At 39.1% G+C, this 16,758-nt stretch carries 18 protein-coding genes; 11 read left to right on the forward strand and 7 right to left on the reverse strand.

The genetic code is table 11. From position 1 onward, the window contains the following. Position 1: 1 nt before the first annotated feature. Together feoB and BM291_RS05860 are read right to left on the reverse strand one after the other, a co-directional pair. On the reverse strand, positions 2–2,131 hold the full coding sequence (gene feoB / locus BM291_RS05855; RefSeq protein WP_092895250.1) for a ferrous iron transport protein B: 2,130 nt from the start codon (positions 2,129–2,131) through the stop codon (positions 2–4). Between the two features lie 5 nt (positions 2,132–2,136). After that, positions 2,137–2,364, reverse strand: a complete 228-nt coding sequence (locus tag BM291_RS05860; protein WP_092895252.1) for a FeoA family protein — start codon at positions 2,362–2,364, stop codon at positions 2,137–2,139. Positions 2,365–2,851: 487 nt separating this feature from the next. On the opposite strand from BM291_RS05860, the gene BM291_RS05865 reads away from it, so the two are divergent. Further along, on the forward strand, positions 2,852–3,508 hold the full coding sequence (locus BM291_RS05865; RefSeq protein ID WP_092895254.1) for a Crp/Fnr family transcriptional regulator: 657 nt from the start codon (positions 2,852–2,854) through the stop codon (positions 3,506–3,508). Here the strand turns inward: BM291_RS05865 and BM291_RS05870 are convergent, their stop codons facing one another. Then, on the reverse strand, positions 3,509–4,312 hold the full coding sequence (locus tag BM291_RS05870; RefSeq protein ID WP_092895256.1) for a universal stress protein: 804 nt from the start codon (positions 4,310–4,312) through the stop codon (positions 3,509–3,511). 215 nt (positions 4,313–4,527) lie between these two features. Here BM291_RS05870 and BM291_RS05875 point away from each other — a divergent pair, with 215 nt between their 5' ends. Continuing rightward, on the forward strand, positions 4,528–5,334 hold the full coding sequence (locus BM291_RS05875) for a sulfite exporter TauE/SafE family protein (protein ID WP_092895328.1): 807 nt from the start codon (positions 4,528–4,530) through the stop codon (positions 5,332–5,334). Between the two features lie 73 nt (positions 5,335–5,407). Here the strand turns inward: BM291_RS05875 and BM291_RS05880 are convergent, their stop codons facing one another. After that, positions 5,408–6,058 (reverse strand): sulfate ABC transporter permease, encoded by a 651-nt coding sequence (locus tag BM291_RS05880; protein ID WP_092895258.1) that lies wholly within the window; start codon positions 6,056–6,058, stop codon positions 5,408–5,410. Positions 6,059–6,137: 79 nt separating this feature from the next. Between BM291_RS05880 and BM291_RS05885 the strand changes: the two genes are divergently transcribed. The 5 genes from BM291_RS05885 (at position 6,138) to BM291_RS05905 (ending at position 11,401) form a co-directional block, all read left to right on the forward strand. Then, on the forward strand, positions 6,138–7,331 hold the full coding sequence (locus BM291_RS05885; protein WP_092895260.1) for a tetratricopeptide repeat protein: 1,194 nt from the start codon (positions 6,138–6,140) through the stop codon (positions 7,329–7,331). A 210-nt stretch (positions 7,332–7,541) separates the two neighbouring features. Then, a complete protein-coding gene (locus tag BM291_RS05890) occupies positions 7,542–8,024 on the forward strand; it encodes an Lrp/AsnC family transcriptional regulator (protein WP_057936775.1) in 483 nt (160 codons plus the stop codon). A gap of 54 nt (positions 8,025–8,078) precedes the next feature. Then, on the forward strand, positions 8,079–8,621 hold the full coding sequence (locus BM291_RS05895) for an NUDIX domain-containing protein (protein WP_092895262.1): 543 nt from the start codon (positions 8,079–8,081) through the stop codon (positions 8,619–8,621). Between the two features lies 1 nt (position 8,622). Further along, positions 8,623–9,978: an MATE family efflux transporter gene (locus BM291_RS05900; protein WP_092895264.1), complete on the forward strand. Its 1,356-nt coding sequence runs from the start codon at positions 8,623–8,625 to the stop codon at positions 9,976–9,978. Between the two features lie 70 nt (positions 9,979–10,048). Continuing rightward, on the forward strand, positions 10,049–11,401 hold the full coding sequence (locus BM291_RS05905) for a M24 family metallopeptidase (protein ID WP_092895266.1): 1,353 nt from the start codon (positions 10,049–10,051) through the stop codon (positions 11,399–11,401). Here BM291_RS05905 and BM291_RS05910 read toward each other — a convergent pair. The 3 genes from BM291_RS05910 to BM291_RS05920 form a co-directional block, all read right to left on the reverse strand. Continuing rightward, the gene (locus BM291_RS05910; protein WP_092895268.1) at positions 11,398–12,576 is read right to left on the reverse strand and encodes an MFS transporter; all 1,179 of its coding nucleotides are present in this window, start codon (positions 12,574–12,576) and stop codon (positions 11,398–11,400) included. The genes BM291_RS05905 and BM291_RS05910 overlap by 4 nt on opposite strands. Before the next feature lie 52 nt (positions 12,577–12,628). Then, positions 12,629–13,730, reverse strand: a protein-coding gene (prfB, locus tag BM291_RS05915) for a peptide chain release factor 2 (protein ID WP_139229047.1) whose coding sequence is annotated in 2 segments (ribosomal slippage) — positions 12,629–13,669 and positions 13,671–13,730 — 1,101 coding nt in all. Because the reading frame shifts where the segments join, the coding sequence is not laid out codon by codon here. Positions 13,731–13,796: 66 nt separating this feature from the next. Then, entirely contained in the window at positions 13,797–14,303 is a 507-nt protein-coding gene (locus BM291_RS05920) for a hypothetical protein (RefSeq protein ID WP_092895272.1), read from the reverse strand. A gap of 201 nt (positions 14,304–14,504) precedes the next feature. Between BM291_RS05920 and BM291_RS05925 the strand changes: the two genes are divergently transcribed. The 4 genes from BM291_RS05925 to BM291_RS05940 all read left to right on the forward strand — a co-directional run bounded on the left by BM291_RS05925 (position 14,505) and on the right by BM291_RS05940 (position 16,642). After that, positions 14,505–14,939: an RrF2 family transcriptional regulator gene (locus BM291_RS05925; protein ID WP_092895274.1), complete on the forward strand. Its 435-nt coding sequence runs from the start codon at positions 14,505–14,507 to the stop codon at positions 14,937–14,939. A 62-nt stretch (positions 14,940–15,001) separates the two neighbouring features. Then, entirely contained in the window at positions 15,002–15,439 is a 438-nt protein-coding gene (locus BM291_RS05930; protein ID WP_092895276.1) for a hypothetical protein, read from the forward strand. 2 nt (positions 15,440–15,441) lie between these two features. After that, positions 15,442–16,170, forward strand: a complete 729-nt coding sequence (ric, locus tag BM291_RS05935) for an iron-sulfur cluster repair di-iron protein (RefSeq protein ID WP_092895278.1) — start codon at positions 15,442–15,444, stop codon at positions 16,168–16,170. After that, complete coding sequence (locus tag BM291_RS05940) at positions 16,163–16,642, forward strand: cation-binding protein (protein ID WP_092895280.1); 480 nt, start codon at positions 16,163–16,165, stop codon at positions 16,640–16,642. The genes ric and BM291_RS05940 overlap by 8 nt, the downstream gene beginning before the upstream one ends. Positions 16,643–16,758: the final 116 nt, after the last annotated feature.

Genomic DNA, 16,758 nt, shown 5'->3' on the forward strand with positions numbered 1-16,758 from the left:
ATTAGGATAGAATTTGATAAACAAGCAGTGCCGAAAAGTACGCCAATGCAGTCATGTATACTGTCTGAATCAACGGCCATTTCCATCCTTTAGTTTCCCTATAGACTACAGCAAGTGTACTCATGCATTGCATCGCAAAGGCATAGAATACCATAAGTGAAAAAGCAGTAGCAGTATTATAGACTTTATCTCCTGTGACAGGATTGATTTGCTGGTTTAGCTTCTGTCTGATAGTAAGTTCGTCCTCTGTATCTGCTCCTATGCTATAAATGGTAGCAATCGTAGAAACGAAAACTTCTCTAGCAGCAAATGAGGTAATCAAGGCAATTCCGATTTTCCAATCATATCCTAAGGGACGGATGGCTGGCTCAATCGCTCTTCCCATGATTCCTATAAAAGAGTTTTCTAATAACAAGGATGAAGTTTCATTTTCTATTACTGGGATTTCATCTGGTGTAGCTTGAGCTAGCTTTACTTCGCTTTCTGCTCGAATAGCATCCATGCGCTCAGGTGGTCCGTATGATGCCAATACCCAAAGAATAACTGAAATAGCAAGTATTACTTTACCTGCTTCGAAGACGAAAGTTTTTGACTTGTTATACATCGTCAGTAAAACATCTAACCAGCGTGGTGCACGATAGGTAGGAAGTTCTACCATCAAGAAGCTTTTCTCTTCGGTTTTTAAGATGTTTTTCAAAAGTAATGCTGTAAGCAACACACCAACTACACCTAATAAATAAAGCGATAGTAAGGCCAGAGCCTGCATATTGATAAACCCAAATATCCTTTCATTTGGGACAACCAAACCTATTAAAATGACATAGACTGGAAGTCTAGCGGAACAGCTCATCAGTGGAGTCACCATAATGGTGATGATTTTTTCCTTCCAATTACCAATATTCCTAGCAGCCATCACACCCGGAATAGCACAAGCTACACCTGAAACAAGAGGAACTATACTTTTGCCATGGAGCCCAAAAGGTCGCATCCAACGGTCCATCAAAAAGACAACTCTTGACATATACCCTGTGTCTTCAAGAATAGCGAGAAAACCAAACAGCATGGCTATCTGAGGGATAAAAATTACTACTCCTCCTATACCAGGGATAATTCCTTCTGTAATCAAACTTGATAGCGGACCTTCAGGTAGAAGATTTGATACCGATCCAGCAAGTTCGGCAAAGAAGCCATCAATCATGTCCATCGGAACAGATGCCCATGCAAAAATGGCTTGGAAGATGAGTAGCAGAATCGCTCCGAAAATTAAATATCCAAATACCGGATGAAGCAAGATTTTATCAATTCCAGATTCCTGCTTTACATCTGGAGTTTTTACAACAGCCTTTTCAACTATGGTGGTAATCTTTCTGTATCGAATTTTTGTTTCTTCGAGTTGAGCTGTATCTAAGTCAAAGTGAGTTTCGTCCAGTTTAGCTTTTATCCAATTCCGATCATCGAGCGAAAATGTTTTGTCTTTCTCTCCAAATCGAAGCATTTGATAAGCTTGATAAGCATTTGAAAGCTTAAATTTATCTTTCACTTCAGAGAGTAGGGTAGTAGGAACTACTTCCTCTATATTGATGAAAGAGGATTTCTTACTGAAGTTTTGCTGGTGAATTAATTCACGGATCTGATCCAATCCTTTTTCTCCTCGAGCATCAGTGCTCAAAATCGGTACACCTAGCGCTTTGAATATTTCGAAACTCTTTATCGCTATATTTTTTCTTGTGGCGATGTCCGCCATGTTAAGCACTAAAGCGAGGTTCAGACCTAGGTCTATCAATTGAGTTGCTAAAAATAATCCTCGTGAAAGCTGGCAAGAGTCAATCACCATCAATACAAACTCAGGTCTTTCCTCTTCTCTTAATTCATTTAGAACGCGATGCGCAATGATTTCGTCCTCAGAATTTGGATATAGACTATAAGTGCCTGGTAGATCTATGATCTCATAACTGCTTCCATGGTAATTCATCCATCCCGTTTTCTTATCCACGGTTACTCCTGGGTAATTGCCGATTTTTTGGCTCAATCCAGTGAGTTGATTAAAAATGGTCGATTTACCAACATTCGGGTTTCCGATGATGGCAATCTTTGGTGATTTGACTAGGGAAGGAGTGGTAGACTCAGGCATGAAATTCAGAGCAATTGGACTTCTATAAGAGAAGCTTCGGTTTTTCTTAAGGCAAGTATGGTTTCTTCAAGTTTGAAAGCCATAGGTCCTCCTAAAGGGGCGGAATGTTGGAGAATGATTGTTTTTCCTGGTAAAAACCCAAGTTCCATCAAATTGATTTTCAAGGGAGAATCAAGGATTTCTTGGATAATTGCTGCCCGGGTGACAGGTATAGAATCAGCTGTTATGAACATAGATTTGTGCTGGTCTTTTGACCGAACGCAAAAATAGAACTATTTGGAATGAATCTAAAGAAAAATAAAGAAGATTTTTGTCATGTTTTGAATAAGCATGCTTTTTTATTGAAATCGTTCTAACGATTCTGGGTTAAATTCCAGCCAACATCAAGGCTAAATCAGATATCTAGTCAAACCTGTGTGCTACTTTCGGTAATGGTTATTACTTTTTTGAGAAAAGAGTTTACAGATTCTATCTGTAGCCGTAATCACCTTTTTCGTAGTACTTCAAACTCACCATCTCTTGCGTGAATGCTCATTTACTGTTTGTGAAATTTTAAATTCATGCACTTATGATCTCTGTTTTTCAGGGTAGGAATCACTAGGAAATACAGTGTTGTAAACCTTATCTAGTTTCTTTGAAAGTATTTTTTTGTGTACTTGTGATATAAATCACCTAAGGAGAATCTCTTGATCTATAAATTTAGCCTCACTTTATTACGATATGACTAAAGAAGAACTACAGGAAGCACTCCCAAATTTCACTGATCCTGCATTGTTGGAACAAATATTAGCCACGGGCCAAATTATGAATTTAAAGGCCGGCAAAGTGATGATGGAACCCGGGCAATTTGTGAAGATGGTTCCGATCGTGTTGGATGGATCTATTAAAATTTCAAGAATGGATGATGAAGGAAGAGAGTTGTTCCTTTATTACCTAGATGCCGGAGAGACTTGCGCGTTGTCTTTGACTTGTTGTTCTGCGTCCAAGCCAAGTGAGATTAAAGCAGTAGTCGAGGAGGATTCTACTATTATTGGTATTCCAATTACAGTCATAGACCAGTTTTCTAATGATTTTAAACAATGGAAAGACTTTGTGTCAAACACATACCAAAGTCGTTTTCAGGAGATGCTTGTTGCGCTAGATGCTGTTGCATTCAAAAGAATGGATGAGCGCCTGATGAAGTATATTGTTACTAAAATGAAGCAGCACAAGACCAATGAGCTTCATACAACACATCAGGAAATAGCTAATGAACTGACAACATCACGAGAAGTCGTGTCTCGATTGCTAAAACAACTAGAGAAAAAGAAATGGATAGAACTGGGGAGAAATGTAATCTATATACGGGATGATTTTGAGGAATTGATCAGCAAGTAATCAAGTCATTACTAAAAGTGGCACTTTAGAGTGGAAAACCATTTCTATTGTTTGACTTCTGCTGAGGACTTGCTCCCATAGATTTTTGTGTTCATGACACATGACTAGGATTACATTCTCATTTTCTTCTAAAAACTGATCTAATCCTTCTACAGGGGTTTTTGCATAAAAGGTGTGAATTTTTACGGGTAAGCCTGGGTGATTTGTCGTTATGAAATTCTCTAATTTTTTGATACCTGGTTCTTCCTCGAAGTCATTTGCTGTTTGTACATGGACAAATTCTAAACCTCTTTCCCATCTTTTGCTCATATCAATTACCCAGTCTATGAATTTCTCTTCATGAGTTGCAAATTCTAAGGCCAGTGCAACTTTGCGTATTTCCGAAGCATTTGATTCTGCGGGAACGACTAGTACAGGAACAGCCGATTCTTTAATGAGATTGATAGTAGTGCTGCCTATAAGGGCTACTTTAATGCCGCTTGCACCTTGTGTCCCCATTACTATCAAAGTAGCATCCATTTCTTTGGCAATTCTAGCAACGGAAATGGAGGCTGTTCCTTCTTTGATAATTGTGCTAAACTTCAATATAGAATCTTGGTGCTTTTCTAGCGTCTTTTGCATCAAAGACTCAGCATCCCGATGCATACTTTCCATAGCTACAGACGCCTGCGAGGCAAAATCAAAAACTGCCTCTATCACATGAACTAAGATGATTTCACCATCCCTTTTGCCAGCTAGAGCAATTGCAAAATCTAATGCGTTAAGAGAGTTGTCCGAAAAATCGATAGGGAGAATTATTTTCATAGCCTTTGGTTTACGCAGATTAATTTAGTCAATTGTAGAGGAATAAAGGAGGTACTTGTTAGATGTAGTCAGAATTAATTTGATTTATCACCCGCTCATTTATTTCGAAAATTTTTAGCGACATTTTATCTAAACACAATTTAGTGTAACATTTGTCACTTCTAAGCTTAGAGATCACGGGTACTTTTGTGAGATCAAATCAGAGAAAATTGAATATGGAAATCATAGCATTAGTAGGGTATGCAGCGGCAATAATTATTGGAGTTAGTTTAGGGCTTATTGGCGGTGGGGGTTCTATCTTGACTGTTCCTGTCCTTGTCTACATTTTAGGAATCGATCCTGTATTAGCAACTGCCTATTCGCTATTTGTGGTAGGTAGTACCTCACTGGTAGGTTCATTTACCTATATGAGAAAGCAGCTGGTTGATTATAAGACAGCTTTAGTATTCGCAGTGCCGTCCTTTATAGCTGTATTCTTAACACGGAAATTTGTAGTGCCATCCCTGCCTGATCCATTGTTTGCAATGGGAGAGATGCAAGTGACCAAAAGCATAGGTATCATGGTGTTTTTTGCCGTAATAATGCTTGCAGCTTCTTATTCTATGATTAGGGGAAATGGAAAGAAAGATTCTGAAGAAGAAAACGAGGTAAAATTTAATATCCCTCTAATTGCAGTCGAAGGAATCATTGTAGGATTAATCACAGGCCTAGTAGGTGCTGGAGGAGGTTTTTTGATAATTCCAGCCTTAGTCTTACTTGCTAAGCTTCCTATGAAAATGGCCGTGGGAACCTCTCTTTTGATCATTGCAGCCAAATCATTGATTGGATTTTTGGGTGATGTTTCCAATCAAGCCATAGATTGGCATATGTTGCTGATTTTTACAGGATTATCTATTGTAGGAATTTTCATAGGCAGCTCTTTATCCAAAAAAATTAACGAAAAGGCCCTTAAAAAAGGTTTTGGCTGGTTTGTTTTAGTTATGGGGATTTACATAATATTTAAGGAACTGATATCGATGTAATACTTCTAAGTAAGGTTGTACTAAATATTTAAATAGGGGTCAGTTCGCGCTGATCCTTTTTTTTGCAAAATAGTTAAGCTCGATAAACCATCATATACCAGGTAAGCCAAATAGCCAGAGGTATGTAGTAGGAGACGAATACGACAATAGTACATTCTCCAAAAGGCCTACGGCTAATCATATGAAAACCATAGAGCCATACGATTCCGTATATGATTTCAAATACATTAAGAGTGGCTAATGCATAATGAAATTGTGGAGCAACATTACTAGGCCCAAGGAGGGATAGCATGGAAAGTGCTCTGAATTCATCAATTTCAGTATAAGTGACGCCTGTCTGTGGAGAAATGTAAACTAAGAGCCGAACTAGTTCAGGGAAAATAAAAACGACTTCGGCAATAAGTGCAAATTGCCAGAGTTCTTTATAGGGTACTTTGTAACCTATCAGGAAAGCTCCAAGCCAAAAAAGGAAGGAGATGACGGTGAATTTCCAAAGTAAGGCAAAAGGAGTCCAGAGGTAATTTAGCGCATTGAAAATGTGAAAAATCATGAAATCACCTCTTGCTTCCAAATTATCGTAATCTGGGATAGCTTCAAGGATCAGAGTGTTAGTGAGATACCTTATTAGCAAAAACAAGAATACTAATACTAAAAAATAAATTCGCTTATCGAAATCTATTAGTTCTTTCAGACGTTGTCCTTCTGGAGTTAAAGTTTTAGCCATTTTTAAGATGAATCTTGCCCAAATCTAAAATTTTGTTTGGGAATACCTCTAATTTTGGAGTCTAAATAGAAAGAAATATATGTTAGCAAGAGTTGCTGTGATTTTAAGTATTTGGTTAGCTGGATTTGGGATGGCCCAAGCTCAGGTGGCAGAATCTGATTCTATGATATTCACGCCTTCCAAGTATTTGCTACTGGACAAAGGCCTTCAATTTAGAATTACCAAGGCGATCAACAGTATGTATAATTTTGATTTTCCTACTGCGGAAAGAGATTATGCTGTACTTGCTATTCAATATCCTAACCATCCATTACCAGAATTCTTGGTGGCACTGGGTTACTGGTGGAGGATAGAAGTGGATGTGACTAACGAGAAGTATGACGCAACATTTGTCAAATACCTTGACAGAGCTATCTCAAAAGCTGAGGTAATGTTTGACGCAGATGAAGAAAACAAGGAAGCTGCATTCTTTTTGGCTGCAGGTTACGGTTTTCAAGCGCGTCTATATTCTGAAAGAAAAAGCTGGACTAAAGCAGCTTGGGCAGGGCGTAATGCCTTGAAATATATGGATTTGAGTAGGGGTGAAGAAGAGTTTAATCCAGAGTTGCTTTTGGGCGATGCGCTCTTCAATTATTTTTCTCAATGGATTCCAGAGAATTATCCTCTGTTAAAACCTATCATGGCACTTTTCCCTAAGGGCAATAAAAAACTTGGACTTCAACAGTTGGAGCAAGTAGCCAGTAATGCCTTCTATACACGTGTTGAAGCACAGTATTTTCTCTTCAGATTATATGCATCTGAGGAGAAAGAGCCTTTAAAAGCATTACAGATTTCCGAGTATTTGATTAGTAAATTTCCAAATAACCCATATTTCCATAGATCGTATGCCAGGCACTTGTATGCAGTGGGGCGATGGACAGAAGCAGTACAGCAATCGAAGGAGATTTTGAACCGAATAGACGCGAAGCAAACTGGATACGAATCAAATAGCGGGAGATATGCTGCCTTCTACATCGCCCAATTCAATGAGCGCATGGGAGATCGGGTAGAATCCAAAAAATATTACCTCAAGACTTTGTCTTTTGGTGAGGAATCTGAATCTCAAGAAAGTGGGTATTACCTGCATTCTTTATTGCAACTAGGGAAGTTCGCTACGGAAGAAAAAAACAAGCCATTAGCAAAACAGTACTTCAAAGAAGTGAAGAAATATGCGAAGAGAAAACATCCCGCTCATCAAGAAGCTCGGGATTATATCAAAAAGAATAAACTTTAACTTAAAAAGTGACGTACTACCTCCTAACTAACAGGAGATAATTTGAATTTTCCACAGGAGGCAAGGTATTTCGAAAGGATTGTTTGTATTAAGGCTTGGAAATATTAATAAAATTTTGAATTTCCTCTTTAAAATTCTGATGAATGGTTTAAAACAATCATCAATTATATTAACTTTGCACCATATAAAATTTTGTAAATGCAAGAGATCATGGATCATAGCTTAAGAATAAAATTCGATAAAATCGATAGGAAGATTCTAGAAATCCTTCAGGCTAATGCCAAAATCACGAATGCTCAATTGTCCAAGGATATTGGACTTTCGCCTGCTCCTACTTTGGAGAGAGTGAAGAAATTGGAGCAATCCGGTATCATAAAGAGTTACCACGCAAAGCTAGACCCAGAGAAGATAGGTTTAGGTGTTAGCACTTTTGTGTTAGTGAGCTTGATCGGTCACAACAAAGGAAATATTGATGCTTTCATGCGTGAAATCAATATAATTCCTGAAGTGATTGAATGTCACCACATCACAGGTACTGGTGACTTTATCCTAAAGATTATCGCAAAAGATATTACCTCATACCAGAATTTGATGCTTGAGAAAGTATCAGAAATCAAAGAAGTAGATTCCATGCAATCCATGGTTATTTTATCTACTTTCAAGGATTCTAAAGTAATGCCAATCCCGGCTTAAACAGCCTTATTAATTTATAAAGGGTGGCGTAAGTCACCCTTTTTTTTTGAACAAATGGAACAAAATCCCTGGAAAACAAACAAGATTAATCCGATATATGAAAACCCTTGGATTAAAGTCGAACAGCATGATATCATAAATCCTGCAGGCAACGAAGGGATTTATGGCAAAGTACATTTCAAGAATAGAGCAATGGCGATTATACCTATTGACAAAGATTTGAATACTTGGCTAATTGGACAATTTCGATACACCTTGGATGAATATGCCTGGGAGATTCCCATGGGTGGAGGACCAATGAATGAGGGGAAATTGGAAAGTGTCAAGCGGGAATTAAAGGAAGAAACAGGCTTGACCGCTAAGAAATGGACTGAAATCATGAAGATTCATACGTCAAATTCAGTGACTGATGAAGTGGGATTTGTGTATTTGGCAGAAGATCTTATTCAAGGAGATACAGCATTTGAAGAGACTGAAGTTCTCAAAATAAAGAAATTACCTTTCATCGAAGCTTTAGAAATGGTGATGAAAGGAGAAATTACAGACGGAATCAGTATTGCCGGTATACTCAAGGCTGCTAGGGTTCTAAACTTATAATATGACTATTAAGGATCATTTTAAAACAACTTTCATTCTGGCTTTTCCAGTAGTCTTGAGCCAATTGGGCCAAGTCTTAGTTGGTGTAGCTGATAGTATGATGGTTGGCCGAATGGGGGCAGTGCCACTGGCAGCAGCTTCCCTGGGTAACAGTATATTTTTCGTAATACTCATGTTTGGAATGGGTATTTCAATGGGTATTACGCCATTAGTTTCTGTGGCTGAGGGCAAAGGTAAGTTCAAGAGAATCGGCCATTTGTTTCAGCATGGCTTATGGATCAATATTGCCACAGCTGTTCTTCTTACTGTAGTAGTCGTGGGTTTGTCTCAGGGTTTACATTTTTTAAATCAACCCGAGGAAGTGGTGATTCTTACAATCCCTTACCTGTATATAATTACCGCATCGCTTTTACCTTTCATGATTTTCCAGTCTTTTAAACAGCTGGCAGAAGGGATTTCCCAGACAAAACAAGCGATGTACGTCACAATATTTTGTAACGTAGTCAATGTGTTTCTAAACTGGGTATTGATTTACGGTAATTTAGGTGCTCCAGAAATGGGGTTGAATGGGGCCGGAATTGCTACGCTAATCTCCAGAGTTCTGATGCCTATCATGATGGGGCTTTATGTGATGCGTTCTAAAAGATACGACGTGTTCAACCTTCAGTTAGGCTTGGGTAAACTTAGATTTTTATTACTGAATAGAATCTTGAAAATTGGTGTCCCTACAGGTTTCCAATATATTTTCGAAGTAAGTGCTTTTAGTGCTGCTGCTATCATGATGGGGTGGATAGGAGTAAATGCACTTGCTGCACATCAAATTGCTATTAATTTGGCCTCAGTTAGCTATATGATGGTTTCTGGGTTGAGTACTGCCGGAATGATACGTGTTAGTAATCAAATTGGGCGAAATAATTTCAAAACCATGCGAGAAGCAGGAATGATGGTTTTTGGAATGGCTCTGGTTTTTATGGCGATTACAGGTTTGATATTTATTCTTATGCGATCTTATCTGCCTACACTATATATAGATAATAATGAGGTAGTTGCTATGTCTGCTTCCTTATTAATAATTGCTGGATTGTTCCAACTTTCAGATGGGATTCAGGTTGCTGGTTTGGGGGTGTTACGCGGTATGGAAGATGTTCAGTTCCCAACAGTAATTACGCTAGTTGCATATTGGGTTATTGGTCTTCCTTTAGGATACTTCTTAGCTTTTGAATTAGGAATGGCTGAAAAGGGTATTTGGTACGGTTTATTAATTGGTCTCAGTATAACTGCTGTCGTGCTATTTTACCGCTTTCACAAGTTGAGTAATAGGATGATTGCATCCAATAAGCCGACTATCACAGCTTAGGTATTCTCAATCCCAATCCTATTATCACTTTGCGCATTTTGTTTTATATTCAGGACTAATCCATCCTAATATGATCAAAAAGCTACTCTTCGTATTCTCTCTTATTCTAATTTCTAATCTTAGTTCTGCACAAGATTTGGCTGTCCTTACCCAACGCGAGCAAGCCGAAGTGATAGATAGTTGGTTGGAGTTCCGTATTCAGAACTTGCTACCAAGTCTGATGACTGAAACTGGAGTAGATATGTGGGTGGTAATATCCAGAGAATACAATGAAGACCCAGTGATCCGGACTATGCTTCCTGCTACATGGATGGCAGCTAGAAGGAGGACTATTCTGGTGATGTATCAGCCTTCGGCAAATGCACCAGTAGAAACATATGCTGTAGCTAGATATGATGTAGGGAAATCCTTTAAACGGGCATGGGATCCAGATTCACAGCCCGATCAGTGGAAGGCATTGATGGAATTGATTTCATCGAAGAATCCGAAGAAAATTGGTTTGAACTATGCCAAAGATTATGGGCATGCTGATGGATTGACTACGAATGAGCATCAAGTTTTTTTGGAATATTTACCTAAGAATCTACAAGCAACTGTCGTTTCAGCTCAAACATTGGCTGTTCGCTGGTTAGAAACTAGAACAGCGCCTGAAATGGCTACTTACAAGCATATTCAGGAAATCGCACATGATATTATTTCAGAAGGATTTTCCTCAGTGGTAATTACTCCTGGAGTGACTACTACAGAAGATCTGGTCTGGTGGTATCGAGAGAAAATCAAAGCGATGAAGTTGGATACTTGGTTTCATCCATCAGTGGATATTCAACGGCCTGATCCTGCAAACAATGAGCAAAACAGAAACTTCGCGACTAAGTCTCCTAATTCAGTAATTATGCCCGGAGATTTGCTTCATGTCGATTTTGGAATCACCTATCTGAGACTTAATACCGATACGCAGGAAATGGCTTATGTATTAAAAGCTGGAGAAACAGAGGTTCCAGTCTATTTACAAAATGCATTCAAGCAAGGAAATAGAGTTCAGGATATCTTGACCTCCAATTTTGTTGCAGGAAAAACAGGAAATGAAATCCTCAGAGCTTCACGTAAAGTGTTGGATTCGGAAGGAATTCGTGGAAGTATCTATACACATCCCTTAGGCTTTTATGGGCATTCCGCAGGCCCAACTATAGGTATGTGGGATAATCAAGGCGATACACCTGGAGCTGGTGACTTTCCACTTCACGCTAATACTGGCTATGCTATAGAATTGAATGCTGTAGTTTTTGTTAAGGAATGGAACAAAGACGTGAGAATTATGCTGGAGGAAGGAGCCTTATTTGATGGTCAAAAAGTTACTTATTACAATGGTCGCCAGAAGGAGATTTTTTCTATTCCACGGGTAAATAAGCATCTAGGGTATTAAGCAGTCTCAGCTATTCTATTTTCTCTTTTCACAAAAAGAAGGAGAATGAACGCTAGCCCAGCAAAACCCGCGCTGGTTAGGAATACCAAGCGGAAGTTGTCTGCATTATTTGCAAAAAGAAATCCTGAAGTAAGTGCTCCTATGCCTATTCCAGCTTCTAAAGCAATATACATCGTAGCTAGTGCACGTCCACGGAATTTGTCCAATGATAGATCTATGACCCATGCAGCCGTGGTAGGGCTGTACATTCCTACTGCACATCCAAATAGAACACCCGATCCCAGTAAGGCGAATTTACTTTCAGCAAATGCAATCAAGACCATAGCGCAAACTAACGTGGCGCTGGCAGCTCGCATTACAGGAATTCTTCCGTATCGATCCGATGTTTTGCCTGCCAAAAGCCTAATTCCTAAAGAGGAAAGAGTAAATACTCCAAAGAATAGCCCTTTGTTCTCTATACCTAGGTGAGTAGAGAAATCTGGGATAATGGTGAGAACTACACCAAATGAAAAACAACAAAGGAAAAGAATCATAGAAGGCACAAGCACCCGTTTTTCTATAATTTCATCTCTTTTCAACTGAAACATTTTCCAGGAAATACGCTCTTTGTTAGGCAGCGTTTCTTTGAGCTTTAATAGAATCAGAATAGAAAATATAGCTGTGAAAGCTGATACATAGAAAACTGTCTGGATAGAAAAGAAAGTAGCTAGCCATCCACCGATTGCTGGGCCGGCTGCCATTCCCATAGATCCGAAAAGTGAAAACATGCCCATTGCTTCACCGCGCTTTTGATAGGGAACAATGTCTGCCACGTAGGCTGAAGCTCCAGTAGGAGTGAAGCCTGTAGAGAATCCATGAGCAAATCGTAGGAATAGGAATCCACCTACAAAACTGAGTAATGGGTATAGCATCCCAACCACGAAGCAAACGCTCGCACCGAACATCATCACTGGGATTCTACCTATTTTGTCTGCTAGTTTTCCACTAAATGGCCTAGAAAGACCCGCTGAGAGCGTAAATAGAGCGATTATAAGTCCTTTATAATCTTCTCCACCTAATGAAGTGAGGTATTCCGGAAGCTCCGGAATGATCATATTGAAAGACGAGAAAAACAAGAACGAGCTCAGGCAGAGTAGCGAAAAATCTGCTGAAAAAAAGGATGCCCGTATTTTCATAAAAAGCTTATGTAAGGAAAAAGGCCAGGAATAAAACCTGGCCTTAAGTAATTTAATCTTTCGCGACTTGCTCTTCGCTTTGCGCGAGAAGGAACGCTTTCATAAAGCTATTCAATCCGCCGTCGAGAACACCTTGTGCATCGGACGTCTCATGTCCTGATCGGTTATCCTTCACCAGTTTATAGGGATGGAGTACATAATTTCGGATCTGCGAACCAAAATCTACTCGCATCTTGGAAGATTCGATCTTTGCGATTTCTGCATTTCTCTTTTCCAATTCCATCTGGAACAAGCGAGATTTAAGCATTTGCATGGCTTTCTCTCTGTTGGCAAGCTGAGAACGTTCGATCTGACAGACCACCACGATTCCAGTAGGCTTGTGAGTCAATTGAACTTTGGTTTCCACCTTGTTCACGTTCTGGCCACCTGCACCACCGGATCTAGAAGTATGCAATTCCACATCAGCAGGATTGATTTCGATTTCTATCGTGTCATCCACTTCAGGATAGGCATACACAGAGGCAAAAGAGGTGTGTCTTCTTCCTCCTGAATCAAATGGAGAGATTCGAACCAAGCGGTGAACACCCGTTTCGGATTTCAAAAATCCATAAGCTAGTGGTCCTTCAAATTCCAGTGTACAGGATTTGATCCCGGCTACTTCCCCAGGTTGCATATCCACTTCCCGAACTTTGTAGCCGTTCTTCTCACCCCACATGATATACATTCTCATGAGAATGGAGGCCCAGTCATTACTTTCTGTTCCGCCAGCTCCAGGATTGATTTCTAGTACTGCATTCAGCTGATCTTCTTCCGAAGAGAGCATTTTTTTGAGTTCTAGCTCTTGCACTTCGGCCTCAGCCTTGATGTATTCAGCTTTGATTTCTTCTTCAGAAACCTCGTCTGCGCTGTAGAACTCATACAATACTTCGAGATCCTCGATGAGTTTATTGAGAGATTCGAATGAACTAGTCCAAGTTTTACGGGCTTGAATCTGTTTCATGCTTTTTTCTGCCTCCTCTGGATTATTCCAAAAGTCTGGCTGGGCCGATACGGCCTCTAAGTCTTCTATTTCGGCAATCTTACGATCGTAGTCAAAGATACCTCCTCAAAGCCGATGTGCGGGCTTTCAAGTCTTTCAGTTGTTCTGAAGTCATCTGTCTAGGTTAAAATTTAGGGTGCAAAAGTCCGAAAAAATATCTGTTTTTACCAGTAATCATCCATTAATCCATTCGCATTTGGATTATCTGAATCTTATTTCGGCCTGTATTCTTAAATGTTTTGTAGCGTAATGGGAGCATTGCGAGCCCAGTTCCGATTAGAATCCCAGAAGCAAGTCCTACACCGCTACTAATGGAAAACTCTTGCTCGTGATATATACTATTGATAGATTCTGCGCCAAGTAATATTACTCCAGCACCAATGGTTAAAACATTCATCGCCCTTAAAGTACCATTTCTGCGGTCTTTATCTCGAATATCCACTTCTGTGATACTCTCTGGCGAGAGGATATTTTCGCTGAGGTAGATGAAATTATTATCTATGCTCTTGATTACATCCGTGACGAAGTAGTCAATTTTTGTGCTTTTGTAGGTGATGGTTTCACCAGGGTAATACCGAATTTGAGATTTTTGTTTTACTCCTCTTTTGAGAATAATGAAATCTGTCTTTTGAGCAAAGGAGGACAGTGAGGCTGTGAAAATCAGAAAAAGGACTAGAATGCTTTTCATGGTACTAAATAAAAACAAAATGAGGAAAGATCACGGTATGTATTCCAGAATTTTGGACAAGAAAGGATATTATTTAACTAAGATGTCTGTAAAACGAAATCTTGAGCTGATTTACATCGTGTGATGTTTATCTTTTTTATTTAAGATAAAATTGTCTTAAATAAAAAAGATCACTTACATTTGGATAATAAACGACAAGTAATGTTTTCTAAGGCCACCGAATACGGTATTAAAGCAATTATTTATATAGCCTCACAGTCAATGCTCGAAAGACGGGTGAAGATAGGGGAGGTGGTGGAGCATATTGATTCGCCAGTGGCTTTCACAGCCAAAATTGTAGGTGCCTTGGTGAAAGTGGGTATTGTTCAATCTATCACTGGACCATATGGAGGTTTCTACATCGACAGACATCGTATGGATCAAATTAAGATGATTGACATCGTCACAGCCATTGATGGGGATTCTATTTTCAATGGTTGTGGTCTGGGGCTTAAGGAATGTGATGATGAACAGCCTTGTCCTATGCATTATAAGTTTGTCCAAATCAGAGCTGATCTTAAGGAAATGCTTAATTCTACAACAATTTTGGAATTAGCAGAAGGATTAAAGTCTGGTAAGTCCATTTTAATGCGCTAAAAAAATTTCACTCTATTTAAGACAAAATTATCTTAAATATAAAACTACCTCATACAAGAAATATGTCCAGTGTTAAAAACCCAATTTCTCTAATCTCCACCTTTCTCTGGATAGGATTTGTTTGTGCTATCAGCTTTATGGAAGCCTGGTTGAAGTTCACTGCTCCTGGAATCACACTACCCTTGGGATTAGGGATTGGAAGATTGGTCTTTGATGCATTGAACAAAGTAGAGTGGGTTTTTGCAATAGCAATAATAGTGAGTGGTTTTATGGTGAAAGAAAAATGGCTTTCGCTAAAAAATCTCGCATTTGCCATACCTCTTGTTCTACTGATTGTTCAAACCCTATGGACATTGCCAGCATTAGATGCTCGAGCGGAATTATACATCACAGATCAAACAGTACCTCCATCAAACCTTCATTTTTATTATGTAGCAATGGAGGTTTTCAAGGTCGCATCTCTCCTACTATTCGGAATTAAACACTTTAAATCAAACTAATTATGACTCCTACAAGTAACTCCATCATCGGCGAATTGGTAGCTCAAGATTACCGTTTTGCCACTGTTTTTCAGCAAAACAAAATTGACTTTTGCTGTCAAGGCAATAGAACTATCGAAGAGGCCTGTGCCAAAAAAAGCGTTAATATCGATCAGCTTATCGAAGAATTGAAAGCGGCATCTTCATCAGATGAAGCATCATCCACTGACTTTAACTCTTGGCCGCTTGACCTTTTGGCCACTTATATAGAGAAAAAGCACCATCGTTATGTAGAATCTAGAATCACTGAGATTAAGCCCATGCTTGCAAAAATCGTGAAAGTGCATGGGGATTTGCATCCTGAGCTATTGGAGGTAGAAGAGTTGTTTCTAGGGTCGGCAGGAGAACTCACTGCGCACATGAAGAAAGAAGAGTTTATTCTGTTCCCATTCGTTCAAAAAATGGTAGTAGCAGCAGCTGGAAAAAGTGAATTGACACCAAGTCATTTTGGGAGTGTAGAAAATCCAGTAGAAATGATGAAACACGAACATGAAGCTGAGGGGGAACGGTTTAGAAAAATAGCTGAGTTGACCAATGATTATACTCCGCCGGTAGGTGCTTGTACTACATATATGGTTACCTTCTCACTATTGAAGGAATTTGAGCAGGATTTGCATTTGCATATACATCTCGAAAACAATATTTTATTTCCTAAAGCAATTGAACTGGAGAAATCCTTAGTATATGCCTAACCTACCAATTAAAAGACACGTAGCACTTCAACCTTTAAGCCGTGATCATCATCATGGCTTATTGTTCTGTTGGAAAATCAGATCAGGTGTAAAGCGTGGCATAGATACCAGCAGGATGGAAGCTCATGCTGCTTGGTTCTGGAATTCACATTTAAAATCTCATTTTGCGGAGGAGGAAGAACTTGTGTTTCCAATTTTGGGCAATGAAAATGAATTGATTCAACAAGCCCTAACAGAACACGCTGAGTTAAAAAAACTGTTTTCAAAGGAAGATATGGACTACGAATTCTTGAATTATCTCCAGATCGCTTTAGAGAAACATATACGATTTGAAGAGCGAATTCTTTTCAATGAAATCCAAGATGTAGCTACCCCTCAGCAATTGGCGATGGTAGATCAACACAATGCAGCTGAGCAAGATGAACTGGAATGGGAAGATGATTATTGGAATTGGAAAAAATTAGATAAATAATGTGAATATGATAGGAGTGAGATTAAAGAATATGACTATTCGTAATGTTGCACGTAAGGATAAACAGAAGCTATAATTAGTCTATTGAATAGCTGTTTACCAAAATATCTTCTGTT

Origin of the sequence: Algoriphagus aquimarinus (genome assembly GCF_900112005.1) — a bacterium.
In the GTDB taxonomy this organism is placed as follows: Bacteria; Bacteroidota; Bacteroidia; order Cytophagales; family Cyclobacteriaceae; genus Algoriphagus; species Algoriphagus aquimarinus.

What these genes read in the sequence shown, in the direction of transcription:
- feoB (WP_092895250.1), bottom strand. Translation starts at nt 2,131, where the DNA reads ATGCCTGAGTCTACCACTCCTTCCCTAGTCAAATCACCAAAGATTGCC.
- BM291_RS05860 (WP_092895252.1), bottom strand. Translation starts at nt 2,364, where the DNA reads ATGTTCATAACAGCTGATTCTATACCTGTCACCCGGGCAGCAATTATC.
- BM291_RS05865 (WP_092895254.1), top strand. Translation starts at nt 2,852, where the DNA reads ATGACTAAAGAAGAACTACAGGAAGCACTCCCAAATTTCACTGATCCT.
- BM291_RS05870 (WP_092895256.1), bottom strand. Translation starts at nt 4,312, where the DNA reads ATGAAAATAATTCTCCCTATCGATTTTTCGGACAACTCTCTTAACGCA.
- BM291_RS05875 (WP_092895328.1), top strand. Translation starts at nt 4,528, where the DNA reads ATGGAAATCATAGCATTAGTAGGGTATGCAGCGGCAATAATTATTGGA.
- BM291_RS05880 (WP_092895258.1), bottom strand. Translation starts at nt 6,058, where the DNA reads ATGGCTAAAACTTTAACTCCAGAAGGACAACGTCTGAAAGAACTAATA.
- BM291_RS05885 (WP_092895260.1), top strand. Translation starts at nt 6,138, where the DNA reads ATGTTAGCAAGAGTTGCTGTGATTTTAAGTATTTGGTTAGCTGGATTT.
- BM291_RS05890 (WP_057936775.1), top strand. Translation starts at nt 7,542, where the DNA reads ATGGATCATAGCTTAAGAATAAAATTCGATAAAATCGATAGGAAGATT.
- BM291_RS05895 (WP_092895262.1), top strand. Translation starts at nt 8,079, where the DNA reads ATGGAACAAAATCCCTGGAAAACAAACAAGATTAATCCGATATATGAA.
- BM291_RS05900 (WP_092895264.1), top strand. Translation starts at nt 8,623, where the DNA reads ATGACTATTAAGGATCATTTTAAAACAACTTTCATTCTGGCTTTTCCA.
- BM291_RS05905 (WP_092895266.1), top strand. Translation starts at nt 10,049, where the DNA reads ATGATCAAAAAGCTACTCTTCGTATTCTCTCTTATTCTAATTTCTAAT.
- BM291_RS05910 (WP_092895268.1), bottom strand. Translation starts at nt 12,576, where the DNA reads ATGAAAATACGGGCATCCTTTTTTTCAGCAGATTTTTCGCTACTCTGC.
- BM291_RS05920 (WP_092895272.1), bottom strand. Translation starts at nt 14,303, where the DNA reads ATGAAAAGCATTCTAGTCCTTTTTCTGATTTTCACAGCCTCACTGTCC.
- BM291_RS05925 (WP_092895274.1), top strand. Translation starts at nt 14,505, where the DNA reads ATGTTTTCTAAGGCCACCGAATACGGTATTAAAGCAATTATTTATATA.
- BM291_RS05930 (WP_092895276.1), top strand. Translation starts at nt 15,002, where the DNA reads ATGTCCAGTGTTAAAAACCCAATTTCTCTAATCTCCACCTTTCTCTGG.
- ric (WP_092895278.1), top strand. Translation starts at nt 15,442, where the DNA reads ATGACTCCTACAAGTAACTCCATCATCGGCGAATTGGTAGCTCAAGAT.
- BM291_RS05940 (WP_092895280.1), top strand. Translation starts at nt 16,163, where the DNA reads ATGCCTAACCTACCAATTAAAAGACACGTAGCACTTCAACCTTTAAGC.